Annotated in this window: 27 protein-coding genes and 1 tRNA gene; 4 read left to right on the forward strand and 24 right to left on the reverse strand. The window is 39.7% G+C overall.

Annotated features, from left to right (window positions below; genetic code table 11):
- Positions 1-23 precede the first annotated feature (23 nt).
- The 5 genes from gorA to RWZ99_RS02285 form a co-directional block, all read right to left on the reverse strand.
- Entirely contained in the window at positions 24-1376 is a 1353-nt protein-coding gene (gene gorA, locus RWZ99_RS02265; protein ID WP_314676098.1) for a glutathione-disulfide reductase, read from the reverse strand.
- 157 nt (positions 1377-1533) lie between these two features.
- Positions 1534-3510 carry a fructose-specific PTS transporter subunit EIIC gene (locus RWZ99_RS02270; protein WP_314676100.1) on the reverse strand — a complete coding sequence of 659 codons (1977 nt, stop codon included), beginning with the start codon at positions 3508-3510 and terminating at the stop codon, positions 1534-1536.
- A complete protein-coding gene (pfkB, locus tag RWZ99_RS02275; protein ID WP_314676101.1) occupies positions 3507-4418 on the reverse strand; it encodes a 1-phosphofructokinase in 912 nt (303 codons plus the stop codon). The genes RWZ99_RS02270 and pfkB overlap by 4 nt, the downstream gene beginning before the upstream one ends.
- A complete protein-coding gene (locus tag RWZ99_RS02280; RefSeq protein WP_314676103.1) occupies positions 4415-5161 on the reverse strand; it encodes a DeoR/GlpR family DNA-binding transcription regulator in 747 nt (248 codons plus the stop codon). Before RWZ99_RS02280 ends, pfkB begins: the two co-directional genes overlap by 4 nt.
- A gap of 208 nt (positions 5162-5369) precedes the next feature.
- Complete coding sequence (locus tag RWZ99_RS02285) at positions 5370-6977, reverse strand: ribonuclease Y (RefSeq protein ID WP_314676105.1); 1608 nt, start codon at positions 6975-6977, stop codon at positions 5370-5372.
- 143 nt (positions 6978-7120) lie between these two features.
- On the opposite strand from RWZ99_RS02285, the gene RWZ99_RS02290 reads away from it, so the two are divergent.
- Entirely contained in the window at positions 7121-7603 is a 483-nt protein-coding gene (locus tag RWZ99_RS02290; protein ID WP_314676106.1) for an S-ribosylhomocysteine lyase, read from the forward strand.
- Between the two features lie 31 nt (positions 7604-7634).
- Here the strand turns inward: RWZ99_RS02290 and RWZ99_RS02295 are convergent, their stop codons facing one another.
- From RWZ99_RS02295 to RWZ99_RS02360, 14 genes are all read right to left on the reverse strand, one after another.
- Entirely contained in the window at positions 7635-8405 is a 771-nt protein-coding gene (locus RWZ99_RS02295) for an acetyl-CoA carboxylase carboxyl transferase subunit alpha (protein ID WP_314676107.1), read from the reverse strand.
- A complete protein-coding gene (gene accD / locus RWZ99_RS02300; protein ID WP_314676108.1) occupies positions 8402-9268 on the reverse strand; it encodes an acetyl-CoA carboxylase, carboxyltransferase subunit beta in 867 nt (288 codons plus the stop codon). The genes RWZ99_RS02295 and accD overlap by 4 nt, the downstream gene beginning before the upstream one ends.
- A gap of 5 nt (positions 9269-9273) precedes the next feature.
- Positions 9274-10644: an acetyl-CoA carboxylase biotin carboxylase subunit gene (locus RWZ99_RS02305; protein WP_314676109.1), complete on the reverse strand. Its 1371-nt coding sequence runs from the start codon at positions 10642-10644 to the stop codon at positions 9274-9276.
- A 119-nt stretch (positions 10645-10763) separates the two neighbouring features.
- Entirely contained in the window at positions 10764-11189 is a 426-nt protein-coding gene (fabZ, locus tag RWZ99_RS02310) for a 3-hydroxyacyl-ACP dehydratase FabZ (protein ID WP_002885470.1), read from the reverse strand.
- Entirely contained in the window at positions 11186-11677 is a 492-nt protein-coding gene (gene accB / locus RWZ99_RS02315) for an acetyl-CoA carboxylase biotin carboxyl carrier protein (RefSeq protein WP_314676110.1), read from the reverse strand. The genes fabZ and accB overlap by 4 nt, the downstream gene beginning before the upstream one ends.
- Before the next feature lie 3 nt (positions 11678-11680).
- Positions 11681-12913, reverse strand: coding sequence for a beta-ketoacyl-ACP synthase II (gene fabF / locus RWZ99_RS02320; protein ID WP_314676111.1), 1233 nt, complete (start codon positions 12911-12913; stop codon positions 11681-11683).
- A gap of 59 nt (positions 12914-12972) precedes the next feature.
- Positions 12973-13707, reverse strand: coding sequence for a 3-oxoacyl-[acyl-carrier-protein] reductase (gene fabG / locus RWZ99_RS02325; RefSeq protein ID WP_314676112.1), 735 nt, complete (start codon positions 13705-13707; stop codon positions 12973-12975).
- Between the two features lie 12 nt (positions 13708-13719).
- Positions 13720-14640 (reverse strand): ACP S-malonyltransferase, encoded by a 921-nt coding sequence (gene fabD, locus RWZ99_RS02330; protein WP_314676113.1) that lies wholly within the window; start codon positions 14638-14640, stop codon positions 13720-13722.
- A 22-nt stretch (positions 14641-14662) separates the two neighbouring features.
- A complete protein-coding gene (fabK, locus tag RWZ99_RS02335) occupies positions 14663-15628 on the reverse strand; it encodes an enoyl-[acyl-carrier-protein] reductase FabK (protein ID WP_314676114.1) in 966 nt (321 codons plus the stop codon).
- A 105-nt stretch (positions 15629-15733) separates the two neighbouring features.
- The gene (locus tag RWZ99_RS02340) at positions 15734-15958 is read right to left on the reverse strand and encodes an acyl carrier protein (RefSeq protein ID WP_002885495.1); all 225 of its coding nucleotides are present in this window, start codon (positions 15956-15958) and stop codon (positions 15734-15736) included.
- A 63-nt stretch (positions 15959-16021) separates the two neighbouring features.
- Positions 16022-16984, reverse strand: a complete 963-nt coding sequence (locus RWZ99_RS02345) for a beta-ketoacyl-ACP synthase III (RefSeq protein WP_314676115.1) — start codon at positions 16982-16984, stop codon at positions 16022-16024.
- Positions 16984-17418: a MarR family transcriptional regulator gene (locus RWZ99_RS02350; protein ID WP_314676116.1), complete on the reverse strand. Its 435-nt coding sequence runs from the start codon at positions 17416-17418 to the stop codon at positions 16984-16986. Before RWZ99_RS02350 ends, RWZ99_RS02345 begins: the two co-directional genes overlap by 1 nt.
- Before the next feature lie 102 nt (positions 17419-17520).
- Positions 17521-18312: an enoyl-CoA hydratase gene (locus RWZ99_RS02355; RefSeq protein WP_314676117.1), complete on the reverse strand. Its 792-nt coding sequence runs from the start codon at positions 18310-18312 to the stop codon at positions 17521-17523.
- Positions 18313-18524: 212 nt separating this feature from the next.
- Positions 18525-19163, reverse strand: a complete 639-nt coding sequence (locus RWZ99_RS02360) for an HAD family hydrolase (RefSeq protein ID WP_314676118.1) — start codon at positions 19161-19163, stop codon at positions 18525-18527.
- Positions 19164-19294: 131 nt separating this feature from the next.
- On the opposite strand from RWZ99_RS02360, the gene RWZ99_RS02365 reads away from it, so the two are divergent.
- Positions 19295-20653, forward strand: coding sequence for an aspartate kinase (locus tag RWZ99_RS02365; RefSeq protein WP_314676119.1), 1359 nt, complete (start codon positions 19295-19297; stop codon positions 20651-20653).
- Positions 20654-20804: 151 nt separating this feature from the next.
- On the opposite strand, the gene asnA is transcribed toward RWZ99_RS02365, so the two are convergent.
- On the reverse strand, positions 20805-21797 hold the full coding sequence (gene asnA, locus RWZ99_RS02370; RefSeq protein WP_314676120.1) for an aspartate--ammonia ligase: 993 nt from the start codon (positions 21795-21797) through the stop codon (positions 20805-20807).
- Positions 21798-21895: 98 nt separating this feature from the next.
- Entirely contained in the window at positions 21896-23260 is a 1365-nt protein-coding gene (gene rlmD, locus RWZ99_RS02375; protein WP_314676121.1) for a 23S rRNA (uracil(1939)-C(5))-methyltransferase RlmD, read from the reverse strand.
- Between the two features lie 34 nt (positions 23261-23294).
- On the opposite strand from rlmD, the gene recX reads away from it, so the two are divergent.
- The gene (recX, locus tag RWZ99_RS02380) at positions 23295-24071 is read left to right on the forward strand and encodes a recombination regulator RecX (RefSeq protein ID WP_314676122.1); all 777 of its coding nucleotides are present in this window, start codon (positions 23295-23297) and stop codon (positions 24069-24071) included.
- 70 nt (positions 24072-24141) lie between these two features.
- A complete protein-coding gene (locus RWZ99_RS02385) occupies positions 24142-24675 on the forward strand; it encodes a DUF402 domain-containing protein (protein WP_003097880.1) in 534 nt (177 codons plus the stop codon).
- A gap of 29 nt (positions 24676-24704) precedes the next feature.
- Here RWZ99_RS02385 and RWZ99_RS02390 read toward each other — a convergent pair whose 3' ends face one another.
- The 3 genes from RWZ99_RS02390 to RWZ99_RS02400 form a co-directional block, all read right to left on the reverse strand.
- Positions 24705-25364, reverse strand: coding sequence for a DUF1803 domain-containing protein (locus RWZ99_RS02390; RefSeq protein WP_314676123.1), 660 nt, complete (start codon positions 25362-25364; stop codon positions 24705-24707).
- Positions 25365-25418: 54 nt separating this feature from the next.
- Positions 25419-26351 carry a manganese-dependent inorganic pyrophosphatase gene (locus tag RWZ99_RS02395; protein WP_314676125.1) on the reverse strand — a complete coding sequence of 311 codons (933 nt, stop codon included), beginning with the start codon at positions 26349-26351 and terminating at the stop codon, positions 25419-25421.
- Between the two features lie 88 nt (positions 26352-26439).
- A tRNA-Glu gene (locus RWZ99_RS02400) sits at positions 26440-26511 on the reverse strand.
- Positions 26512-26572 lie beyond the last annotated feature (61 nt).

The raw sequence follows: 26572 nt of genomic DNA on the forward strand, positions 1-26572 counted from the left end.
CTCGGTATTCAGACCTTACCTTTTTATCTCATTGTCACAAACTCTTCGGAACCAGTTGGATGAATGGCAACCGTATTATCAAAATCAGCCTTAGTTGCTCCCATCTTAATAGCCACAGAGAAACCTTGAATCATCTCATCGACACCGTAGCCAATCCCGTGAAGACCGATGATTTTTTCATCCTCACCTAGCGTTACTAATTTCATGGTTGACGGCTGACGATTATCTCCCAGTGCCGTATACATTGGAGTAAAACTAGATTTATAGACCTTGATATTCTCCGAACCATATTTAGCAATTGCCTTTTCCTCAGTCAAGCCAATAGCACCAATGACTGGATGACTAAAGACCACAGTAGCTACATCTGTGTAATCAAGCTTAGCATCAGCTTTATTGTTGAAAAGTCGCTCTGACAATTGACGACCAGCCTTAACTGCAACTGGCGTCAAATCAAGTTTACCAGTTACATCTCCAAGAGCATAGATACCAGGAACAGATGTATTTTCAAAGGCATCTGAATAAATGTTACCTCGTTCAGTCAACTCAACGCCTGTCTTTTCAAGACCAAAACCAGAAGTATTTGCTGCACGCCCGATAGCCCAGATAAGGCAATCAACTGTAATCCTTTCTCCATTGTCAAAGCTAATCGTCAGAGAATCGTCTGCATTTTTCACTACCTCTGTTGCATTAGCATGCGTGTGAAGCTTAGGGCCAGACTTAGCCATCTCATCAACTAAAACATCAACAATGTCTTTGTCAAAGGTACGCAATGGGCGATCCTTACGAACAAAGAGGTGAGTATCACTTCCAAGAGCATTGAGAACACCGGCAACTTCTACTGCGATATACCCAGCACCAATAACAGCTGTACGTTTTGGGACCTCATCTAGCTCAAAGAAACCATCTGAGGTAATTCCGTATTCACTGCCTGGAATATTTGGATAAAGGGCATGACCACCTGTTGCAATTAGGATATGTGGTGCTGTATAAAGCTCGCCCGCTACTTCAACCGTATGAGGATCAACAAATCTTGCATACTCGTAGACACGTTCAACACCATTGCTATCAAAACCACGCTCATAAGAACCATGGATACGATCGATATAAGCCTGACGATTGGCCTTAAGCGTCGCAAAATCAAATTTATTAAGCGTCACATCAAAACCATACTCACCTGCATAGCGGTGAAGGGTCTCAGCAACCTGGGCACCATACCACATGACCTTTTTAGGCACACAACCCACATTGACGCAGGTACCGCCGACCTCTTTTCCTTCAAAGAGAATAACTTTAGCGCCATGCATGGCAGCACGATTGGCACTAGCAATCCCACCAGAGCCCCCACCGATGACAATATAATCGTATTCTTTTACCATAATTTACCTCTTATGTTTCTTTATGGAGCATATGAGCTTCTATATAAGCCTTGTAAGCCATTTCTGCCTATACTTTATCATAAATTAAATACCCTGACAAAAATCTGCTACGACACAAAAAAACAATCCCGTCACAACGAGATTGTTTGGTCATATCTTATTTATCAAGTGGTTTGCGGAGGAATCCGAAAAGGATACCTGATACCACAGCACCAATCAAGATGAAGAGAAGGTAGAGAAGGGCATTTGAAGTGAGGGCAATAACGAAGATACCTCCGTGTGGTGCCATCAATTTGATTCCTGCCATACCTACAAGAGCACCTGTAAGAGCTGAACCAACGATAAAGCTTGGGATAGCGCGTGCTGGGTCAGCCGCACCGAATGGGATTGCACCTTCAGTGATGAATGAGAGTCCCATAACGATGTTTGTCAAACCAGAGTTGCGTTCTTCTTCAGTGAATTTATCTTTAAACAAGAGTGTTGCTACAAAGACTGCCAATGGAGGAACCATACCAGCCGCCATAACTGCTGCCATAACAACGGAACCACCTGAAGTTACTGTTGCTGCAAGAGTACCTGTACCAAAGACATAAGCAGCTTTGTTGACTGGTCCACCCATGTCCACTGCCATCATACCACCAACAAGGAGACCAAGGAGCACTGCCGAGCTTCCTGACAAGCTTGACAAGAAGTTATTAAGACCAGTATTGATTGCTGCCATTGGGATATTGACTGCCAACATCAAGAAACCTGTAGCAAATACACCAAGAAGTGGTAAGAGCAAGATAGAACGGATTCCTTCAAGAGCACGTGGAATACCTGCCAAGAGTTTACGAAGAACGAGGATAACACCACCTGCAAGGAAACCACCAACAAGAGCTCCAAGGAAACCTGAAGATACACCGGCAAGTGCAAGGGTTGCTTTACCACCTGCAGCAAATGGAACTCCACCAAAGGCTGCACCACTTGAAGCGATAGCACCAGCTACGAAACCTGAAACCAAACCTGGTTTTTCAGCGATAGAGTAAGCAATATAACCTGCAAGTACTGGAAGCATGAAGCCAAAGGCAGCGCCACCAATTGCTTTGAATTGCGCAGCAATTTCATGGTAAGAACCAAGTTGTGACAATTGATCCTTAGGAACACCCATGATTTGGTCAAGCAAGAAGGCAAGTGCAATCATGATACCACCACCGATAACGAATGGAAGCATTTGTGAGACCCCACTCATCAAGTGTTTATAGAAGGCACCACCAAGGCTCAATTTCTCTGTTGATTCTTGGGCAGCACCAGCATTTTCAGCGTGGAAAACTTCAGCTTTACCATCCAAGATGTTTTGGATTAATTCTTGAGGTTGACGAATACCTGCAGCAACTGGTTTAGAAATCAATTTCTTACCGTCAAAACGTGCTGTTTCAACTGCCTTGTCTGCTGCAATGATAACACCGACAGCCTTGTTGATTTCTTCCGCGGTCAATGGTGTTCCGACACCTGAGGCACCGTTAGTTTCAACACGAACATTGACACCCATTTCTTCACCTGTTTTAATAAGTGATTCTTCAGCCATGTAAGTGTGAGCAATACCAGTTGTACAAGCTGTTACTGCTACGATAAGTGGCTTGTCGCTTGAAGCTGCTTCTTTAACAGCTTGTGCTTTCTTGGCTTCCTCAGCTTGCGCTTCTTCTTCGCCAGTATTAAACGCTGCAATCACTTCATCCGCAGATGTTACCTTACGCAAGCGATCTGCAAAACCATCTTGCATAAGGTATTTTGATAATTCAGCAAGAGCTGCCAAGTGAGTGTCATTTGCTCCCTCTGGAGCTGCAATCATAAAGAAGAGGTCGGTAGGTTGACCATCAAGTGATTCGTAATCCACACCTTTATTAGATTTAGCAAAAAGTACAGTTGCTTCTTTTACTGCAGCGTTTTTACTGTGTGGCATAGCAATTCCATCACCCAAACCAGTTGATGTTTGTGCTTCACGAGCCATAATGCCTGCTTTGAAAACATCAAAGTCAGTTACGACACCATTGTCAACCAAGCTGTTAATCATTTCATCGATAGCAGCTTCCTTTGTTGTTGCTTGAAGGTCAAGCAACATAACTTTTTTGTTCAGTAAGTCCTGAATTTTCATAGTTTTTCTACCTCTACTTTATTGTATGTTTCTTTAATAAATTCAATTGTCGCTAAGTCATCTGAGAAAGCCGTAGATGTTCCACAGGCTACTCCCCACTTGAGAGCCTCAATTGGATCACCTGATTTAACGAACTCACCAGTGAAACCGGCAACCATTGAGTCCCCTGCACCAACAGAGTTCTTCACTGTTCCCTTGATTGGTTTGGCAAAGTACGCAGCCTCTGGTGTGACAAGCAGAGCTCCATCACCTGCCATTGAGATGATAACGTTTTGCGCCCCCTTAGCAAGGATTTCACGCGCATATTTTTCAACATCAGCCAAACCATTAAGTTTAACATTGAAAATGGCTTCAAGTTCATGGTTATTTGGCTTAACCAAGAGCGGTTGGTAAGTCAATGAATCAAGCAAGGTTTGTCCTTCAAAGTCACAAACCACTTGTGCCCCAGTTTCACGAACCAGTGGAATCAATTTGTTATAGACCTTGTTTCCAAGATTGCTTGGTGCAGAGCCAGCAAAAACAACCACATCGTCAGCACTTACACTTGAAAGGATAGCTTCAAGCTCAGCTAACTGATAATCATTGATGACAGGTCCAGTACCGTTAATTTCAGTTTCTTGGTCAGCCTTGATTTTAACATTGATACGTGTATCTTGGTCGACAGCTACAAACTTAGTTTTAATACCTTCAGCATCCAAACCGTCTGTAACAAAACGTCCCGTAAAACCACCGATGAAGCCCGTAGCAGTATTGTCAATTCCTAAACGTTGTAGAATACGACTGACATTAATCCCCTTACCACCAGCGAATTTATCATCACTCTCCATACGGTTAACTTCACCAATCGCTACCTTGTCGATACGAACAATGAAGTCAATTGATGGATTTAGCGTTACAGTATAAATCATACTTCAATAACCCTCGTTTTCTCTTTTAATTCTTTAAGGAGCCCTTCTTCCGAAGCATTTGTGATTATGGTTACTTTCTCAACCTCAGCTACCTTAGCATAGGTAACCTGACCAAGTTTAGAGGCATCTGCTAAAACATAAGCTTTTTGCGCATTGGCTATCACTGTTCGTTTAATGACAGCCTCTTCCATATCTGGCGTTGTGAAATAATTGGCATCAACTCCATTAGCACCAATGAAAGCACAATCAAAATTCAGTTGTCTGATTTGTTCCAGAGCAGTAATTCCAATAGAGGCATCTGTTGAATGTTTAACCTTACCACCAATAATCCTAGTACTAACACCGAGATCTACTAGCTTAACAGCATGATGGATAGAATTAGTCACAACCGTCACCTGACGATTGCTCAAATGTGGAATCAAAAGTTCATTCGTTGTACTAGCCTCAAGAAAGACGACATCACCTTCCTTAATCAAATCGGCAGCATAAGCAGCTAATCGAGCCTTTTCTTGAACATTTCTGATAGCTTTTTGGCTATTGGCAATTTCTTCCTTTAGACCATGAATACTTTCAGCACCACCATGAACACGTTTAAGTTGGCCATCTGCCGCTAACTCATCCAAGTCACGACGAATCGTCGACTCAGACGTATCACTTAATAAAACTGTCAGGTTTTCCAAAGTGACAAAACCATCTTGTTTCAACTGAGACAAGATAATCTGCTTACGTTCAGACTTTAGCATAATCTCTCCTTCTGTAATCGTTTACAAAATCTATTATACTAAATTTTTAATAGCTGTCAACAAAAACCGTCAAAAAAAATCAAAATATTTCATTGCAAAATGCTAATCTATCAAAATGAAGCAGGTTGATAAGAAAGTTCATACATTTTTAACAGGGTAATTCTTTTCAATTTTATTGCAAAATAAAAAAGCCTTTCGGCTTTTTTATCTATTTGGCATAGTCAACCGCACGGAATTCACGAATGACTGTAACCTTAATATTTCCTGGATAATCCAAGTTTTTCTCAATTTGTTCACGTACCTTGTGAGACAAGATCGTAACTTCGTCATCAGAGATTTTATTTGGATGAACCATAATACGAATTTCACGACCAGCTTGAAGGGCGAAGCTTGATTGTACACCGTCAAAGCTTGATGCAATCTCTTCCAGATCACGAAGGCGTTTGACATAATTCTCAACAGATTCATTACGAGCCCCTGGGCGAGCCGAACTTAAAGCATCTGCTGCAGCAACAATAACTGCAATCACACTTTCAGGTTCCACATCTCCATGGTGACTGGCAATGGCATTAACCACGACTGGATGCTCTTTGTACTTACGTGCAAACTCAGTACCAATCTCAACGTGACTACCTTCGACTTCTTTGTCAATAGCTTTCCCCATATCGTGAAGGAAACCAGCACGACGAGCGAGAGCCACATTTTCACCCAATTCACCAGCCATAATACCTGCTAGTTTACCAACTTCAACTGAGTGACGAAGGACGTTTTGACCATATGAAGTACGGAACTGCAATCGTCCCATAATCTTGATTAGATCAGGGTGGAGATTCATAGCCCCAATTTCATAAGCTGCCTCTTCACCATATTCGCGGATACGGTTATCCATTTCCTGACGACTCTTCTCAACCAACTCCTCAATACGAGCTGGATGGATACGTCCATCCTTAATCAAGGCTTCGAGAGTCATGCGAGCAATCTCACGACGGACTGGATCAAAGCCAGAAAGAACAACCACTTCTGGAGTATCGTCAATGATAACATCGATACCTGTCAGGCTTTCAAGGGTACGGATGTTACGCCCCTCACGCCCAATGATACGACCTTTCATATTATCATCTGGGAGGTGGACAGTAGTTACGGTTTGTTCAGTAACATAATCCCCAGACAAACGTTGCATAGCTTGCGCCAACAAGTTTTTGGCCTTCTTATCAACAGTATCTTTGACCTGTGCTTCTGCATCTTTGATACGTGTTGCAATCTCATGAGTAAGATTATTCTCAGTCTCTGTTAAAATTACCTCACGCGCCTCTGCAATGGTCATTTGACCAACACGTTCAAGTTCAGCTTGCTTCTCAGCCTCCAACTGAGTCACATTCTCTTCACGCTCATTAAGATGTTTAGATTTGTCAGCAAGACTCTGCTCTTTTTTCTCGAGGGCGAGTTCTTTACTTGATAGATTTTCATCCTTACGATCAAGGCTGGTTGCACGTTCTGTTAAACGATTCTCCATTTGTTTAAGCTCTTGACGTTCAGATTTGAATTCTTTTTCAATATCTTCTCGATATTTTCTAGCTTCCTCTTTTGCCTCTAACAAGAACTCTTTACGTTGAGCCTTACTTTCGCGTTCAGCAGTTACACGCAGGTGGTCTGCATCATGTTCTGCCTGACTACGAAGGTTCACAGCGTCTTGTTCTGCCTTTAGCAAGGTAGTTTCTGCTTGTTCCTTAGCTTTGCTAAGTTTGATAGAAATTGCTAAATATCCAACGACTAAACCAATGAGTGCAAAGACAACTAAAATTATTATGTTTATCATGTCTTTACCTCAACTTTTCTAAGGTTTCCCTAAAGAAAACCGTCTTCTAGTGTATCATATTTGTAGCTATATCTCAAATAAATACTAGAACTTTAAGTTGATTTTATGGTATGATAACTCTATTAGAATAGGGAGGTATTATCATGCCAAAGGACGTTACTGTTGAAAGTTTTGAACTTGATCACACTATTGTAAAAGCACCTTATGTCCGTCTTATTTCGGAGGAAGTCGGACCCAAAGGAGATATCATCACAAACTTCGATATCCGTTTGATCCAACCTAACGAAAATAGTATCGATACAGGTGGTCTTCATACTATCGAACACCTACTCGCTAAACTGATTCGTCAACGTATCGATGGACTTATCGATTGCTCACCATTTGGTTGCCGTACAGGTTTTCATATGATCATGTGGGGAAAACAAGATCCTACGGAAATTGCCAAAGTTATCAAATCTTGTCTTGAAGCTATTGCTAACGAAATTACTTGGGAAGATGTTCCAGGAACTACCATTGAATCTTGTGGTAACTATAAGGATCACAGCCTTCATTCGGCTAAGGAATGGGCTAAACTTATCCTTGAACAAGGCATTTCAGACCAAGCCTTCGAACGTCATACCGTCTAAAAAAACATTGGGAGTCGTCCCCCAATGTTTTTTAATATTTTCTAAAACGTTGATAACGCGCTTCAAGCAAGTCTTCTTTTGATAATTGGCTTAACTCTGCCAATTCATCTACAATGGCTGTCTTAATCGCTTCAATAATTTCACTAGTAAAGTAACCACGTTCTGGGATAACCTTGTCAACGATTCCCATATTGAGTAACTCGCCTGATGTAATCTTCATCAACTCTGCTGCCTCTTCTGAACGTGAACCATCTTTCCAGAGAATGGTTGCAAAACCTTCAGGACTCAAAATAGAGTAGATGGTATTTTCAAGCATCCAAACCTTATCAGCTACTGCCAAGGCAAGGGCACCTCCAGAACCACCTTCACCAATGATAATGGCAATAATTGGCACCTTAAGATCGCTCATTTCCATAAGGTTACGAGCAATAGCCTCACCCTGTCCACGTTCCTCTGCTCCGACACCAGGATAAGCACCTGCAGTATTGATAAAGGTAACAACTGGACGACCAAACTTTTCAGCCTGTTTCATGAGGCGAAGTGCCTTACGATAACCCTCTGGATGAGGTTGCCCAAAGTTACGATTGAGATTATCTTGGAGGTTTTTACCTTTTTGGATACCCACTACTGTAACGGCTTGGCCATTTAAGCGACCAATACCACCGATAACGGCACCATCATCACGGAAATTACGGTCACCATGAAGTTCGATGAAATCATCAAAAATTCCTTGGGCAAAGTCCAAAGCAGTTAAACGGCCTTGATCACGCGCTTCTTTTAAAATACGTGCTACGTCGCTCATTGAACACCTCCATGGAATGATAAGAGTGTGGCAATAGTATCAGCCAACTCTGTACGTTTGACAATGGCATCAACAAAACCATGTTCCTGAAGGAACTCGGCCTTTTGGAAATCATCTGGCAAAGTTTCACGAACTGTATTTTCAATGACACGACGACCTGCAAAACCAATCAAAGTTTGTGGCTCAGCCAAGATGATATCGCCTTCCATAGCAAAACTTGCTGTAACCCCACCAGTGGTTGGATCTGTCAAAACAGTCAAGTACAACAAACCAGCGTTCGAATGACGTTTTACTGCTGCCGATATCTTAGCCATTTGCATCAAACTCATGATTCCCTCTTGCATACGGGCACCACCAGAAGCTGTAAAAATAACAACTGGAAGTTTTTCTGAAATCGCATGCTCAAAGAGTTTTGTGATTTTTTCACCAACAACAGTTCCCATTGAAGCCATGATAAAGTTGGAATCCATGATAGCCAAGGCTGTTTTTTGCCCCTTGATAGTTGCAACACCCGTTACAACTGCTTCATCAAGACCTGTTTTTTCCTTGGTAGCTGCTAGCTTCTCCATGTAACCTGGGAAATTCAATGGATTTTTAGTTTTAATACCTGTAAACAGTTCTTGGAAAGATCCCTCATCAACCGTTAAATCAAGACGTTCTTTTGCCGAAATACGGAAGGTATAAGAACAGTTTGGACAGATTTTAGCTTGTCCCAAGTCCTTTTGATAAATAGCTTGCTTACAGCCTGGACATTTGGCAAAAAGCTCATCTGGTACTTCTGGCACCTGTTGATCCACCCCATTACGTACAGAATGGTTAGGATTGATACGGATATACTTTTCTTTTCGATCAAATAATCCCATAAACTCTATTCCTCACGATTCTGGTATGCTGGTAGGAAAGTTTCCATCAAGAATGATGTATCATAATCCCCAGCAATAACGCTACGGTCTGAAATCAAATCCAACTGGAAGTCAGCATTTGTCACAACGCCATCGATCTCAAGCTCGTAAAGAGCACGTTGCATCTTCATGAGTGCCTCAAATCGATTTTCTCCATGAACAATGATTTTAGCGATCATTGAATCATAGTAAGGTGGAATGGTATAGCCTGGATAGACAGCACTGTCCACACGAAGGCCAACACCACCACTAGGTAGATAGAGATTGCTAATTTTCCCTGGGCTTGGTGCAAAGTTGAACTTAGGATTTTCCGCATTGATACGACACTCAATGGCATGTCCCTTGATTTCAATATCATCTTGAGCCACAGATAATTTTTCACCTGCGGCAATACGGATTTGTTCTTTAACAATATCCACACCACTTACAAATTCAGTAACTGGGTGCTCAACTTGAACACGGGTATTCATTTCCATAAAGTAAAACTGACCTGATTTTTCATCAAGAAGAAACTCGATAGTACCCGCATTTTCATAATTAACAGCCTTAGCAGCACGAACAGCCGCAGACCCAATTTCATGACGAAGTGTCTTACCAATGGCAACAGAAGGCGATTCTTCCAAGACCTTTTGGTTATTACGTTGAAGAGAACAGTCACGCTCACCTAGGTGGACAATATTACCATAGCTATCTCCCAAAATTTGAACCTCAATATGACGAGCTGGGTAAATAACTTTCTCGATATACATTGCCCCATTACCAAAGGCTGCTTTAGCTTCTTGTGACGCAGATTCGAAGGCAGGAGCCAACTCTTCTTCAGTGTTGACCTTACGAATTCCTTTACCACCACCACCTGCAGAAGCCTTAAGCATTACTGGGTAACCAAGACGATTGGCAACTTCTAAGGCCTCTTCGGCCGTAAAGACTTCACCATCTGAACCAGGGATTACAGGGACATTAGCCCTAATCATTTCAGCACGAGCATTGATTTTATCACCCATTTTGTCCATAACTTCGCCTGAAGGACCAATAAACTTGATGTTCATTTCCTCACAGAGAGTGGCAAATTTAGAGTTTTCACTCAAAAAACCAAACCCTGGGTGAATAGCTTGAGCCTCAGTTATAATAGCCGCTGACAAGACACGGTTCATATTCAAATAAGAATCAGTTGATTTTGCCGGACCAATACAGATTGCTTCATCAGCAAGCATAGTATGAAGAGAATCCTTATCTGCTTCAGAATAGATAGCAACCGTTTGGATTCCCAATTCACGCGCTGCACGAATAATACGAACTGCAATTTCACCACGATTGGCAATCAATAATTTTTTAAACATAAAACAAGATAACATCAGACATTTTTATGGTAGTCTGTGTTGATTTCCTTTCTATGTGATAGACCAATGTCTAAAGAAAAATCCTTTCCGACTGTCGCCAGAAGGATTTTCACAAAACATTAGCTTCCAATAGCAAAAGTCAAAGTACCTGATGCAGCAAGTTTTCCATCGACTTCAGCCTTAGCTTCAACAACAGCAATTGTTCCACGACGTTTAACAAACTTAGCTGTCATAACAAGTTGATCTCCTGGGACAACTTGTTTTTTAAATTTAACCTTATCCATACCTGCGTAAAAGACTAACTTGCCTTTATTTTCAGGTTTTGACAATTCAAGAACACCAGCAGTTTGCGCAAGAGCTTCCATTATGAGAACACCTGGCATAACTGGGTATTGTGGGAAATGCCCATTAAAGAAAGGCTCATTGATCGTAACATTTTTAATAGCTGTGATTTCGTCTTCAGAAACTTCTAAAACACGGTCAACCAAAAGCATTGGATAACGGTGTGGCAAAGCCTCACGAATAGCATTAATATCAATTGTCATTTGATGCGTACCAATCCTTTTCCGTAGTCAACAACTTCTTCATTTGCTACCAAGATCTCAGTGATAACACCATCTTTAGGTGCAGGCACTTCATTCATGACCTTCATAGCTTCAACGATAAGAAGCGTTTGGCCTTTCTTAACAGTATCGCCAACAGAAACAAAGGCTGGTTTTTCAGGCGATGGTGACAAGTAAGCCACACCGACAAGTGGACTTTCAACCACTTCTCCTTCAGCTGCTTGAGCTGGTGTAGAGACTTCTTCATCTGGTGTTGCTGGTGTTTCGACAGCAGCTGGTGTTGCTGGAGCTACTGGAGCCTGAGGAGCTGGCGCAACCACTTCAACTGTAGGGGCTACTGGGGCAGCTGTTACTGAACTTGTTTGATTCTTGCTCAAGTTCAACTCTTCTCCATTGTTTTTATATGAGAACTCACGCAAAGTTGAGGCATCAAATTGAGCCAATAAATCTTTAATTTCAGAAATATTCATGAATTAGCCCTCCCAACGTTTAAAGGCAAGAACAGCGTTGTGTCCACCAAAACCGAAGGTATTTGAGATTGCATACTCAATATCAGCTTCCTTACCTTCACCATAAACAACATTAGCTTCAATGTAGTCAGACAATTCTTTTGTACCAGCAGTTTTTGGTACAAAACTGTGACGAATAGCTTCAATTGTTGCAATAGCTTCAACAGCACCAGCGGCACCAAGCAAGTGACCTGTAAATGATTTAGTAGATGAAACTGGAACATCTTTACCAAGTACAGACACAATAGCACCACTTTCACCTTTTTCGTTGGCAGGTGTTGAAGTACCGTGGGCATTGACATAGTCAACATCTTCAGGCTTGATACCAGCTTCATTGATAGCCAATTTAATTGCTTTAGCAGCTCCTGAACCGTCTGGAGTTGGTGTTGTCATGTGGTAAGCATCACAGTTTGATCCGTAACCAACAATCTCAGCCAAGATATTAGCACCACGTTTTTGGGCATGTTCCAAGCTTTCAATAACGAGAACCCCTGCACCTTCCCCCATAACAAAACCATTACGGTCTTTATCAAATGGAATTGATGAACGTTCTGGGTCTTCTGTTGTTGAAAGTGCTGTGAGGGCATTGAAACCACCGATACCAATCTTAGTGATTGAAGCTTCAGCACCACCAGCCAAGACAACATCGTGCAAACCAAATTTAATTTCGCGGAAGGCTTCACCGATAGCATCATTAGCAGAGGCACAGGCAGTTGTCACTGATTTACATACCCCTTGAGCACCAATTTTAAGAGCAATGTTACCAGCACCCATGTTTGAAAGTGCTTTAGGGATGAACATTGGTTTAATACGTTTCATACCACGCTCGTGCATACGGATAATTTGATCTTCAAGTTCTTGCAAACCACCGATACCAGATGACACGATAACACCAACGCAATCACGATTTACTTCTTCCATGTTAAGTCCTGAATTTTCAAGAGCTTCCATAGCAGCATAAATCGCATAAAGTGAATAAGTGTCCATACGGTTAGTATCTTTTTTCACAAAATACTTGTCGAATGGGAAATCTTGGATTTCACCAGCATTAAAGACTGGGATTTCAGAAGCATCAAACTTAGTGATTGGCTTAATACCAATCTTACCGTCACGAAGACTGTTCCAAAATTCTTCTGGTGTATTACCGATTGGCGAGGTTACACCGTAACCTGTAACAACAACACGATTTGTAGACATGTATATTCTCCTTTTTCGGATGGATATTTTAGTATATGATTTTTTATAATGAAAATCAATTATTGCATGGTCATACCACCATCAATAGCGATTGTTTGACCTGTAAGATACTCTTGCCCTGCCAAGAAAGCCGCAACTTCTGCCACTTCTTCTGCCTGACCAATACGTTTCATTGGGACTTGAGCAATCATAGCGTCTTTCATTTTCTCTGGGATTGCATCAGTCATATCAGACTCAATGAAACCAGGAGCAATAGCATTAACACGAACACCTCGAGCTGCAACTTCACGAGCTACTGATTTAGTAAAACCAATCAAACCAGCTTTTGAAGCCGCATAATTAGCTTGACCAACATTTCCCATAAGACCTACAACAGATGACATATTGATAATGGCACCTTGACGAGCCTTAGACATTGGTTTCAAGACTGCCTGCGTCATATTGAAAGCACCAGTCAAGTTGATTTTCAAGACGCGTTCAAAATCTTCTTCAGTCATCTTCAACATCAACTTATCGTTGGTGATACCAGCATTATTAACTAGCACATCAACACTTCCAAGTTTTTCAATGGCTTCTGCCACCATACGTTTAGCATCCTCACCATTAGAAATATCACCTGAGATACCAACAACAGTTACACCATAGTTTACAAATTGCGCAAGCAAGTCCTCAGAAATTTCAGAACGTCCATTTAGGACAACGTTGGCACCAAGACTAGCAAATTTATGTGCCACAGCTAAACCAATACCACGTGTTGAACCTGTTACAAAAACATTTTTATTCTTAAGTTCCATGTTTACCTCGTTTTAAGCATTAAGAAGGGCATCAAGACTAGCTTGATCTTCAACATTTTGAGTTGGTAGGGTTTTATCAATTTTCTTCAAGAAACCTGACAAGACTTTTCCAGGACCAATCTCAATCACTTCATCTACACCAAAATCTTGGATAGTAGCAATCGAATCATAAAAACGTACAGGTTCCATCACCTGACGAGCCAAAAGAGCTTTGACGTCTTCTGACTTCATAATTTGAGCCTCAGTATTACCTACCAAAGGAAGAGCAAAGTCATTGAATGACACTTTCTCCAGTTCTGCTGCCAATTTTTGACTAGCTGATTCAAGTAGAGCTGTATGGAATGGACCTGATACATTAAGAGGAATCAAGCGTTTTGCACCAGCTTCTTTAAGCAATTCCACAGCATAATCAACAGCCACAACTTCACCACCAATAACAATTTGTGCTGGGGTATTATAGTTGGCAGGTGTTACTACACCCTTTTCAGATGCTTTCTTACAAATCTCTTCAATCAGACTTGGATCTGTATTCATGACAGCAACCATTTTCCCACTTCCAGCAGGAGCCGCTGTTTCCATGAATTCTCCACGTTTAGCAACCAAAGCTACTGCATCCTCAAATGAGAGTGCTCCAGCCGCAACTAGGGCAGAATATTCACCTAAAGACAAGCCGGCAACAATATCAGGAGTAATCCCATTTTCTGCCAAGAGACGATAAATGGCTACTGACGTTGTCAAAATAGCTGGTTGAGTATAGCGTGTTTGATTAAGTTTTTCTTCGTCAGAATCAATCAATTCACGCAAATCATAACCTAGAATACGACTAGCCGTATCAAATGTCTCTTTGACAACGGGATAAGCCGCATACAAATCGCTCGCCATGCCCAATTTCTGAGCCCCTTGACCAGCAAATAAGAACGCACGTTTTGTCACTATCCTAATCCTTTCGACGTTTTTAGACGTTTACATCTGCCCAACGAGCAGCTTCTTCTTTAATTACCTTTGCAGCACCTGTGTATAAATCTTCCAAGATTTCTGCACACGTTTCTTCTTTACGAACAAGACCTGCAATTTGTCCAGCCATCACTGAACCATATTCCACATCTCCATCAACAACAGCATTGCGAAGAGCACCCGCACCAAGTTCCTCAATTTCCTCTTGAGTCTTCTTACCAGCCAAGAAATCTTTTTCAGCTTGGTTATAGTCTGTAGCCAATTTATTCTTAATGGCACGAACTGGGTGTCCTACAACAGAAGCGGAAATAACAGTATCGATATCTTTAGCCTTCAAAATCTTATCCTTGAAGTTTTGGTGAGCGTTAGATTCCTTGGCAACAGCGAAACGCGTACCGACCTGAACAGCTTCTGCTCCAAGCATGAGAACAGCAGCCATACCACGTCCATCAGCAACACCACCGGCTCCAATAACTGGGATAGATACCGCATCTGCAACTTGACGTACAAGAGCCATAGTTGTCAATTTACCGATGTGACCACCAGCTTCCATACCTTCTGCAACAACAGCATCCGCTCCAAGTTTTTCCATACGTTTAGCAAGTGCAACTGATGGAATAACTGGAATAACTGTGATACCGGCTTCGTGCAAGCGTTCCATATATTTACCTGGATTTCCTGCACCAGTTGTAACAACTTTTACACCTTCTTCAATGACAAGGTCAACAATATCATCAGCGAATGGCGACAAAAGCATAATATTAACACCGAATGGTTTGTCAGTGATTTGTTTAACTCTATCAATATTAGCTTTCACCACTTCTTTAGGGGCATTACCCCCACCAATAATTCCGAGTCCACCAGCATTTGAAACGGCTCCAGCCAAGTCACCATCAGCAACCCAGGCCATACCACCTTGGAAGATTGGATATTTAATTCCTAACAGTTCTGTAATACGAGATTTCATTTTTCACCTTTTTTCGATTTTCTAATCAAATAAATAGTTTAATAATCAAAGTAATTGTATAAACAAAGGAGAATATCCCTAACAAGAATATTCTCTATGCCCTGCTTATTTAGTTTTTTCTTCTACGTAAGCAACAAGGTCACCAACAGTGTTAAGACCTTCTTCAGTTTCGATTTGAATATCGAATTCATCTTCGATTTCTGAGATAACTTGGAATACATCAAGTGAATCAGCATCAAGTTCGTCAAAAGTAGTTTCTACTTTTACTTCTTCTGCATCTTTCCCAAGTTCTTCAACGATGATTTCTTGTACTTTTTCAAATACTGCCATTTTATTTTCTCCTTTAAGATAAATATATTTCTTATAATCTATGCTGGTGCATAATTTATATAACTAGATTTTAACAATTAGACTGCCCCATGTCAAACCCCCACCAAAACCTGAGAGAAGAATTGTTTGATCACTGCCTAATTTAAGAGTCCCATTCGCCACATTTTCAGAAAGCAAGATTGGGATACTTGCCGCACTGGTATTACCATAAGACATCATGTTGGCCAGAAATTTATCACGACTGACATCGATTTTCTTAGCCATAATATCCAAAATACGAATATTAGCTTGATGAAGAAGGAAGTAATCAGGTTCACCTTTTTCTTCAACCAATGCTTTAATACTCTTCGAAACAGTCTTCACAGCAAAATCAAAGATTGCTTTACCATCCATTTGCATATAGGGATTAAGCTGCTCAGTACCATCAGAATAAGGCGAGATAACTGCAGAAGCTCCCGACTCAAGACCTTCCTTGCTACCGTCGGTATTTAAAGATTCACCAAAAAAATGTTCTTCTTCAGATTTTTCTAATAAAACACCGCCAGCACCATCTCCGAATAGAACTGCTGTTGTACGATCAGACCAGTCCAAAGTTTTCGAAAGAACTTCAGCACCAATGACTAAACCTTTTTTGTAAGCACCTGACTTTATCAATTTTTCTGCGGTTGCCAAAGCAAAGACAAAACCACTACATGCCGCGGTAATATCAAAAGCAAATGCGTTGACTGCTCCAATTGTTCCTTGAACACGCGCTGCCACTGAAGGCATCGAGCTATCAGGAGAAATCGTTGCAACCAAAACAAAGTCTAACTCTTCGGGAGATAATCCCGACTTTTCCAACAGCTGATAAGCAACATTGGTAGCTAAATCACTCGTATTCTCATTTAATGAGATGCGACGTTCTTGAATCCCTGTACGTGAGCGAATCCACTCATCACTGGTATCCATGATTTTAGATAGGTCATCATTGGTCACGACCTGAGCAGGTGCATAATGGGCAACCTGACTAATTTTTGCAAATGCCATTATTTCAACTCCTCAAGAAAGGCGTGGAGATTTTCCAATCCCTTGCTCATAACCTTTAATTCCTCGTCGTTAAATCCTTCTGTAATCCGCATCACCATTGATTTATGGAAACGACGGTGAAGACGATATACCAGACGACCTTTTTTAGAAAGCGATAGATGAACCACACGACGATCAACAGATGAACGTGTACGAATAATATATCCTTTCTTTTCAAGTTTATTGAGAGAAGTTGTTACAGTACCAAGGGTTAACATAAGCTCTCTAGCAACTGCACTTGGTGTCGTATCTGGATGTGTACCGATGACATCAATGGTATGCATTTCCTTGAGGGAAACATCATTAAACTTTGAATTTTTCAAACTTGCTTCTTCGATAATAACGACGTTATTAAAAATATCAACAAGATAGCCATCAATTTTATCGTAATTCACACCAGACTCCTTTCAATAAGCTTTGATTATCAAATTATATCAGACTCAAACTAATTTAGCAACTCCAATTTGAAACTTTAGTTTTAATCTCTGAAAACAAGTTTATTTCCCTTGGAATTTAGGACGGCGACGCTCACTATAAGCACGTACACCTTCTTTAAAGTCCTCTGTAAATGCAAGTGATTTCTGCAAATCAAGCTCCAGCTTAGCATAATTTTCCCAACCTGCAAATTCAGATTCCCAAACCATTTCTTTAATTGCCTTGAATGAATTAACTGAAGAACGATTTAATTTCTTAATTAACTGACTCACTGTTTTCTCAAGTTTTTCTGACTCGACTACCTTGTAAGCAATTCCCCAGTCCAAAGCTTTCTCAGCTGATACGGGCTCTCCTGTCATGGTAATTTGTGTCGCACGATTAATACCAATTGAACGAGTCAAAAGGTAAAGACCACCAGCATCAGGTGCCAAACCAACACCTACGAAAGCTTGAATAAATTTAGCTTTTTCAGATGCAATTGTAAAATCTGCTGCAACTGCTAAGTTAGCGGCAGCACCTGCACAAGGTCCATCAACAACCATGATAACTGGCTTAGGCAATTTTTTAAGGGCAAAAGAAATTTCGTTCACTTGTTCAGCAATACGAACCAAAGATTGTACATCATCTACAGCAACTGCTTTTTGCATCTGATCAAGGTCTCCACCAACAGAAAAGACTTTCCCATTAGCATTGATAACCAAGAACTTCACGGATGCATCTTGACCTGCTTCTTCGATTGCAGCCATAATCTCATCACAAACTGGAATGTTAAATCCATTTTGCACTTCAGGGCGATTGAGAGTTAATGTTGCCACTCCCTCTTCAACGCTATAAAGAATTGTTTCGTAAGCCATTTTAGCACTCCTTCCGATAACTAGTTCCTATATCAAAACCGCATGTTATTTGATTTTTTATCACAATTTTATTTGATGAATAGATAATTTGACAGTCAAATAATTCATCGTTATTTCCTAGTATACCATAGTCCACCTAAAGGTCAACATAAACTTAGATTTTTTTAATTTGATACATCAAAACACCGAGAAGAAAAGCTCGGTGTTATTTTCTATTTTATTAAGTCTAAAACATCTGTAAGACTATCCAATAAACCTTTTGCAGCACTTTGATCCATACCAAACCGATTGTCTTTAATCGCCCAGACCTCTACACCTGAAGCTACTCCAGCAGCAATTCCCTTTTCACTATCTTCAATGATAAGAGCACGACTTGCTTGCACGCCTAATTGCTTTAATGCTGTCAGATAAATCTCTGGATGGGGTTTACTCTCTTTGAATTCCTCTCCTGAGAGAACAACATCAAAGAAACCTTGCAAACGATTTTCCTCCAAAGCCCTAAGGATATCTGCTTTCACCGAGCTAGAAGCTAAACCTATTTTCAACCCTTGAGATTTCACTTCATTTAAAACCTTCAGAACATCAGGAAAAATTAATTCTTTATAGGGTAAGGGATTATTTTGTTTATAAGTATTGTACTCTTTTTGTAAAGTTGGTACATCCCACTTATCATAATCATCTCTGAGAATATTTTCCCAAACTTGCTTGGTATTTCCACCTATAAAGAAAGACGGGGGTAAATGGTCTATTGAAATTCCCTTTTGAGCCAAGAAACTTGCCCGTCGATCATAATAATATTTTTCAGTGTCAAAAAGGACACCATCCATATCAAAAATAATTGCCTCTACCACGGGATATCCTCCTTTTTCTTCCCTTATTGTACCATAATCAGACTAAAACTTACTCGCTTTTAAAAACAATGTGACAAATTGTCAGAATTTTGCTATAATTGTAGAGTAATTTATAATTTTTTGGAGTAACTATGAAAGTCATCAAATTTGGAGGAAGCTCACTCGCTTCAGCAACACAATTAGAAAAAGTCTTAAACATTGTAAAATCTGACCCTGAACGCCGCTTTGTCGTTGTATCTGCCCCTGGTAAACGTAACGATGGAGATACCAAAGTTACAGACGCCCTAATTAAATACTACAAACACTATACAAAGGGTGCTGATGTTAAAGCTGACCAAGAATGGATTATTAACCGTTACCAAGCTATTGTTGATGAACTAGGTTTCAAATCAAAAGAAATGGTAAACATTGCCAAAGCTATTACTGATCTCGCTACGCTTCCTATCGAGGATAACGATTTCCTCTATGATACCTTCCTAGCTGCTGGAGAGGACAATAATGCAAAATTAATTGCTGAGTATTTCCGCAATAACGATATTGAAGCACGCTACGTTCATCCTCGCAAAGCTGGTATTTTGGTCTCAAGTGAGCCAGGCAACGCCCGCATTCTTCCAGGTTCATATGATAAGTTAGAAGAACTTCGTGAATCAGATGAGGTCCTGATTATTCCTGGATTCTTTGGAGTCACCACTGATAATCAAATTTGTACATTCTCACGAGGAGGCTCTGATATCACAGGCTCTATCGTAGCAGCAGGTGTTAAAGCTGACCTATATGAAAACTTTACAGATGTAGATGGTATTTTCGCAGCCCACCCAGGTGTAGTACATCAACCACACTCTATTCCAGAGTTGACTTACAAAGAAATGCGTGAGTTGGCATATGCTGGATTCTCGGTTCTTCATGATGAAGCTCTCCTCCCAGCATATCGTGGTAAGATTCCATTAGTTATCAAGAACACCAATAATCCGGACCACCCAGGCACACGTATTATTCTTGAACACCAGGGAGCAACTGTTCCAGTTGTTGGTATTGCTAGCGATGACAAGTTTGTCAGCATCAATATGAGTAAATACCTCATGAACCGCGAGGTCGGTTTCGGACGTAAGGTGCTACAAATCTTGGAAGATTTAAACATCCGTTGGGAACACATGCCTTCTGGAATTGATGACCTTTCAATCATTATTCGAGAACGTGAACTTACCCCAATCAAAGAACAAGAAATCCTCTCTTACTTGACGCGTGAACTTGGTGTTGATGAAGTTGAAATTGAACATGGCCTTTCTATCCTCGTGATTGTTGGTGAAAAGATGAAAGACCACATCGGTGTTACAGCGACAGCAGCCAAAGCACTTTCTGAAAAACACATTAACCTTGAAATGATCTCTCAGGGATCAAGTGAAGTTTCTGTCATGTTTGTAATTGAAACTGAACAAGAAAAAGCAGCCGTTCGAGCGCTCTATGATGCATTTTTCCGTAGCAACGACTAATTTTATAACCTATCTCCTACAAGGGATAGGTTTTTCTTTATAATGAAAATATATTCAACTCTCACGATACCTCGTCCAATAACAAATTTTCTGGTCAATAATACACAATTTATTCCAAATCAAAAAGCACTAACTTTCGTTAGCACTCTTTTTACAAGATATTTTCGTAAGTTTCACGAACGGCATCTGGCCAAACTGAAGTTTGAACCTCACCGATATGTTTCTTACGAAGCAAGAACATAGCCATACGTGATTGACCAATACCACCACCAATTGTTAGTGGGAATAGGCCATGTAACAAGGCTTGGTGCCAATCCAATTTCAAACGATCTTGGTCGCCAGTAATTTCAACCTGACGTTTAAGGGCATCTTCATCAACACGAATCCCCATTGATGACAACTCAAAAGCATGTCCTAATTGCTCATTCCAAACCAAGATATCTCCATTCAAACCATGATAACCGTTCTCAGACTCAGTTGTCCAGTCATCATAGTCAGGTGCACGACCATCATGGGGCTTCCCGTCAGGAAGAACACCACCAATACCAATCAAGAATACAGCACCATATTCTTTAGTTATAGCATCTTCTCGCTCTTTTGGTGTCAAATCAGGGTACTTCTCAACAAGCTCTTCTGAATGGATGAAGGTAATTTTCTTAGGTAAAACGGCTTCAATATCGTAACGTGCCTCAACAGCAAGCTCAGTCAAACGAATGACTTTGTAGATTGTCTCGACGGTTTCCTTCAAATACGCAATATTACGATGTCCATCAGGAATAACCTTTTCCCAATCCCATTGGTCAACATAAACAGAGTGCGTTGCATCCAATGAGTCTTCATCTGGACGAAGAGCCTTCATATTAACCACGAGCCCTTCACCTTCATTAAAACCAAAACGAGCCAGAGTATGACGTTTCCATTTTGCTAATGAGTGAACAACTTCGTATGTCGCGTCAGGAATCTGAAGTACATTAACAGTTACAGGATTTTCAATACCACTTAAATTATCCTGCATACCATCCCCGACCTTACTCAAAATAGGCCCTTGCACTTCAACGACGTCAAGTTTATCAATTAAATACCGCGTGAAAGTATTTTTTACAAAAGAAATTTCCTCTTGTTGATGAATGAAGCTCTTCTTCATACGCTCCTCCTTAAAAAATCGATAAGCCTATTATACTCCTATTTTTTAGAAAAATAAAGAAATTTTCCAACAATTGTGAAAATTTCTTGTTTATTATGTTAGGTTTTATTACATTTCTTAGTCAGCTTTACAACTGCTTCTGTCCGGGCAGTGTGAGGAAACATATCTACCGACTGAATATAGTTCACATCATATACCTTAGCTAAAGAAACCAGATCTCTAGCCAAAGTAGACACATTACATGAGACATACACCATTTTTTTAGGAGTATATTCCAGTATAGTTTTAAGTAACTTATCATCCAAACCTGTTCTCGGTGGATCTACAATAAGTGCATCTGCTCGATAGCCTTCCTTATACCAACGAGGAATAATATCTTCAGCTTTCCCCACCTCATAGTGAGCATTCTCCAACCCAAGTGCTTCAGCATTCTTCCTTGCATCATCGATAGCTTCCGGAATAATGTCCATACCTCGAACGGTGCTCACTTTTTTTGCAAAAGCAAGTCCAATAGTACCAACACCACAATAAGCATCAATAAGGTGTTCAGTCTTATCTACTTCCAAAGCTTCAACTGCCTGACCATAGAGCACTTCAGTTTGCTTAGGATTCAACTGATAGAAGGCACGAGGAGAAAGGGCAAAGTTATAATCCAGCACCTCTTCTTGGATTGTATCTTGACCCCAGATAATTTCCGTCTCTTGACCATAAATCTCACTGGATTTCGAATAGTTATAATTGACAGCAACTGTTACAATTTCAGGATAACTTAAAGTTAACTCCTTCACCAACTTAGTCAAGGAAACAGACTTAGACGTTACAAAAATTAGCTGGACCTGATTAGACCCTAAAGCACGTCGTATCATAACTGTGCGAATCCCGGAAATTTTGCGCTCATTATAAATCGGTAACTTATGTTTATCTAGCAAATTTGTCACCTTATTCATAATTGCTTGCGTTAACTCATCTTGAACCAAGCAATCATCAATATTGATTAGTCGATGACTTCCTTCCGCAAATAAGCCAGCTTTAACTGAGCCACCAAAAGAACGTGTTTGAAATTGTAGTTTAGCACGATAATGTTGTGGTTGCTCCATCCCTATTGTTGGACGAATCTCATAAGACTCAAAATTAGCCGGTTTGAACTTTTTCAAGGCTTGTCCTAACAGGTCCGTTTTAAACTCTAATTGTTTATCATAACGAAGATGCATCAACTGGCAACCACCACACTCTTCATAGACACCACATTCAGGCTCAACACGAAACTTGGAAGCTTTATTAATCTTTAATAGCTTTGCCTGAACAAAGTTTCTCCTAACCGAAACAATCTGACAAAATATCTCTTCCCCCTTCAAAGCTCCCGGAACAAAAACCAGTGTCTTTTTATAAAAACCAATTCCCTCACCATTGATCCCCATGCGTTTAATCTTAAGCGGGATACGTTGTTTTACTTGTAAATTCATACTACCATTCTAACATTTTGATATAATAATAACTATGAAAATCACAAAAATCGAGAAGAAAAAAAGGCTCTATCTTGTTGAGATAGACAAAAAAGAGAGTCTCTATGTTACAGAAGACACCGTCGTCAAGTACATGTTAACAAAAGAAAAGATACTAAGTAAAGATCAGCTAGAGGATATTAAAACCTTTGCACAGTTCTCACATGGTAAAAATCTGGCCCTCTATTTTATTTCCTTTAAACAACGTACTGAAAAAGAAGTAAGAGACTATCTTTTTAAGCATGAAATAAATCCACATATAATTCCCCAAATCATTGATAATCTAAAGAAAGATCATTGGATTGATGATTATAAACTCCTAGAAAGCCTAGCTCAACAGAATTTAAATTCAGGAGATAAAGGTGCCTATGTCTTGAAGCAAAAATGGCTACAAAAAGGCTGTGATAAACAAGTCATTGACGAGGTCTTAACCCAGTTTGATTTCTCGGAAGTAGCCAGTAAAGTAGCTTCTAAATTATTACGAAAATATCAGGGAAAATTACCAACCAAATCTCTAAAGGATAAATTGACTCAAAACCTCATCAATAAAGGTTTTTCATTCCAAGAAAGTAAGCAAGCTATTGACCAGCTAGAACTAGAAGCCGATGAAGAAAATGAACAAGCTCTCCTTTATAAAGAAATAGAAAAGCAATATCAAAAATTTAGTAAAAAATACGACGGGTATGAACTTAAGCAACGCCTAACACAATCTTTGGCCCGAAAAGGTTATGACTTTGATGCTATAGCCTCCGCTCTAAGAGAATATTTCTAGGAATTCCCCCTCTTTTCTCAAAATTATGATACAATAATGAAGATAACCCTTATTGTAGAAAGAGGACGCCATGAAATTACCAAAAGAAGGCGACTTTATCACAATTCAAAGTTATAAGCATGATGGTAGATTGCACCGTACTTGGCGCGATACTATGGTACTAAAGACAACTGAGAATGCTGTTATTGGCGTTAACGATCACACCCTCGTTACTGAAGCAGACGGAAGACGATGGGTAACGCGTGAACCTGCTATTGTTTATTTCCACAAAAAATACTGGTTTAATATTATAGCCATGATTAGGGATAACGGCATTTCCTACTACTGCAATTTAGCCAGTCCATATGTTTTGGACCAAGAAGCGCTAAAATATATTGACTATGACCTAGATGTCAAAGTCTTCGCTGATGGTGAAAAAAAATTGCTAGATGTAGATGAGTATGAAACACATAAAAAAGAAATGCATTACTCTCCTGATATTGACTATATCTTAAAGGAACATGTTAAAATCTTAGTAGATTGGATTAACAATGGTAAGGGGCCATTTTCACAATCTTATGTTAACATCTGGTACAAACGTTATCTTGAACTAAGGAATCGTTAAAGTTGTCATAAAAAAGACTAGTAATAAAACTAGTCTTTTTTTACACGAAAAACTAATGCTTCAGAGTCTAAATCCATATTCAAAATATAACGCCCATCTTCTACTTGAACAAGATATCCTAATAGTTCTAAAGCATCAACAAAAATATTCCTCCTCTTTTGAAGAACGTACTCCTTTCTTACAAATTTTAAAAGAAATGTTGTGACATGCTTCAAGAAATATTCAGGATTAAGATCACCTAATAAGTTATATAATCTATTTTGTTCTTCCGATAATGATAGATTTTCTCTTAACTTATAAAAATAATTTGAAATTGTGAGATCATCTCTTGTGATACTCGTGTATTCAATAATAACCACTTGATTAGTAGAATTAGTTATCTCAGTAAAAAATTTACGCTTTAATAGTTCTTGATAAGAAGGAGAATCACTATCAATAAAGAAATGCTGATATAGATCAATTGTCGAAGGATCTGAAACTAAAGAAATTAATAAACGGTAACGTTTCTCAGACCGCTCAATATATCCAGCTTTAACAAACTCCTCAATCAATTTATCTATATTCTTTTGCAATGGAAACTGATTTTTTATATCTCTTAAAGTTACAGGCTGATTGTGATATAGATAATTCACCAATTCCATAAAAAAAGGTTGCTTACTTAATTTGTTTGGGTTAAATTGTATTATCATAACAAGTATTATACCATTAATCAGAACACTAAAAAAAGGCCTACAGGCCCTTTTTTACGCATTAAAGCTTTCAGTCAATTGAGGGACAACTTGTTTCTTACGAGAAACTGCTCCCTCAAGGAAAGCATGATTATTTTCTAAAACAAAGTTAAAAGCATTTTCAACTTTATCAGTATTTGATCCAATTGCAAGAATTTCTGAATTTGAATTAAGAATATCAGTAATCATTAACACAAAGTCAGAATAACCATTACTTTTAATTGATTTATTAATAGCTTCTTCAATTTCCGTTTGACGTGAAAGAACATCAGAAATATCAACAGTATTCACCTGAGCAACACGAACTTGATTACCATTCAACTCAAATGTTTTTGCATCAATATCAATGAGTTCTTCAGCAGATTTAGAAGAAAGATTAGTACCAGCCTTAAGCATTGCAAGTCCATATTCTTCTAAATTAACTCCAGCAAGTTGAGCAAGTTCTTCAGCTACTGCAGAATCTGAAGCATGTGTTGTTGGTGATTTAAGAAGAAGAGTATCAGAAATTAAGCCTGACAAAAGCAAACCAGCAACATCTTTAGGAACTTCAACATTATTTTCTTTATACATGCGATAAACAATCGAAGAAGCCGAACCTACAGGTTCTAAACGCATCATTAATGGATTAGCTGTTTCAAAGTTAGCTACACGGTGGTGATCTACTACTTCAATAACTTCGACATCCTTAATATCTGAAATAGATTGTTGAAACTCATTATGGTCAGTAAGAATAACTTGATTTACACCTTCTGACTGTGCTGACTCAACAACACGAGGAGCTTCTACAGAAAAATAGTCAAGTACAAAAGCAGTCTCTTCATTTGGAGTACCCAATGCAACAGCCTCAGCATCAACACCAAGTTGACGTTTCAAATAAGCATATCCATAAGAAGAACCAATAGCATCAGAATCAGGATTTTGATGACCAAACACAAAAACTTTAGACATAAATTCACCTCAAAAATAATATCATATAATATTATAACATATAAGAAAAAGAAACAAAATAAAAAGAGTAACCTAAGTTACTCAAGTATAGTCCGTACGGGATTCGAACCCGTGTTACCGCCGTGAAAAGGCGGTGTCTTAACCCCTTGACCAACGGACCTTGTTTATGCCGGCTACATGACTTGAACACGCGACCCTCTGATTACAAATCAGATGCTCTA

The sequence above is a fragment of the uncultured Streptococcus sp. genome (assembly GCF_963545685.1).
In the GTDB taxonomy this organism is placed as follows: Bacteria; Bacillota; Bacilli; order Lactobacillales; family Streptococcaceae; genus Streptococcus.

Coding starts and splice junctions, on each gene's coding strand:
- gorA (WP_314676098.1), bottom strand. CDS start 1,376: ATGGTAAAAGAATACGATTATATTGTCATCGGTGGGGGCTCTGGTGGG.
- RWZ99_RS02270 (WP_314676100.1), bottom strand. CDS start 3,510: ATGAAAATTCAGGACTTACTGAACAAAAAAGTTATGTTGCTTGACCTT.
- pfkB (WP_314676101.1), bottom strand. CDS start 4,418: ATGATTTATACTGTAACGCTAAATCCATCAATTGACTTCATTGTTCGT.
- RWZ99_RS02280 (WP_314676103.1), bottom strand. CDS start 5,161: ATGCTAAAGTCTGAACGTAAGCAGATTATCTTGTCTCAGTTGAAACAA.
- RWZ99_RS02285 (WP_314676105.1), bottom strand. CDS start 6,977: ATGATAAACATAATAATTTTAGTTGTCTTTGCACTCATTGGTTTAGTC.
- RWZ99_RS02290 (WP_314676106.1), top strand. CDS start 7,121: ATGCCAAAGGACGTTACTGTTGAAAGTTTTGAACTTGATCACACTATT.
- RWZ99_RS02295 (WP_314676107.1), bottom strand. CDS start 8,405: ATGAGCGACGTAGCACGTATTTTAAAAGAAGCGCGTGATCAAGGCCGT.
- accD (WP_314676108.1), bottom strand. CDS start 9,268: ATGGGATTATTTGATCGAAAAGAAAAGTATATCCGTATCAATCCTAAC.
- RWZ99_RS02305 (WP_314676109.1), bottom strand. CDS start 10,644: ATGTTTAAAAAATTATTGATTGCCAATCGTGGTGAAATTGCAGTTCGT.
- fabZ (WP_002885470.1), bottom strand. CDS start 11,189: ATGACAATTGATATTAATGCTATTCGTGAGGCTTTGCCACACCGTTAT.
- accB (WP_314676110.1), bottom strand. CDS start 11,677: ATGAATATTTCTGAAATTAAAGATTTATTGGCTCAATTTGATGCCTCA.
- fabF (WP_314676111.1), bottom strand. CDS start 12,913: ATGTCTACAAATCGTGTTGTTGTTACAGGTTACGGTGTAACCTCGCCA.
- fabG (WP_314676112.1), bottom strand. CDS start 13,707: ATGGAACTTAAGAATAAAAATGTTTTTGTAACAGGTTCAACACGTGGT.
- fabK (WP_314676114.1), bottom strand. CDS start 15,628: ATGAAATCTCGTATTACAGAACTGTTAGGAATTAAATATCCAATCTTC.
- RWZ99_RS02340 (WP_002885495.1), bottom strand. CDS start 15,958: ATGGCAGTATTTGAAAAAGTACAAGAAATCATCGTTGAAGAACTTGGG.
- RWZ99_RS02345 (WP_314676115.1), bottom strand. CDS start 16,984: ATGGCATTTGCAAAAATTAGTCAGGTTGCCCATTATGCACCTGCTCAG.
- RWZ99_RS02355 (WP_314676117.1), bottom strand. CDS start 18,312: ATGGCTTACGAAACAATTCTTTATAGCGTTGAAGAGGGAGTGGCAACA.
- RWZ99_RS02365 (WP_314676119.1), top strand. CDS start 19,295: ATGAAAGTCATCAAATTTGGAGGAAGCTCACTCGCTTCAGCAACACAA.
- asnA (WP_314676120.1), bottom strand. CDS start 21,797: ATGAAGAAGAGCTTCATTCATCAACAAGAGGAAATTTCTTTTGTAAAA.
- rlmD (WP_314676121.1), bottom strand. CDS start 23,260: ATGAATTTACAAGTAAAACAACGTATCCCGCTTAAGATTAAACGCATG.
- recX (WP_314676122.1), top strand. CDS start 23,295: ATGAAAATCACAAAAATCGAGAAGAAAAAAAGGCTCTATCTTGTTGAG.
- RWZ99_RS02385 (WP_003097880.1), top strand. CDS start 24,142: ATGAAATTACCAAAAGAAGGCGACTTTATCACAATTCAAAGTTATAAG.
- RWZ99_RS02390 (WP_314676123.1), bottom strand. CDS start 25,364: ATGATAATACAATTTAACCCAAACAAATTAAGTAAGCAACCTTTTTTT.
- RWZ99_RS02395 (WP_314676125.1), bottom strand. CDS start 26,351: ATGTCTAAAGTTTTTGTGTTTGGTCATCAAAATCCTGATTCTGATGCT.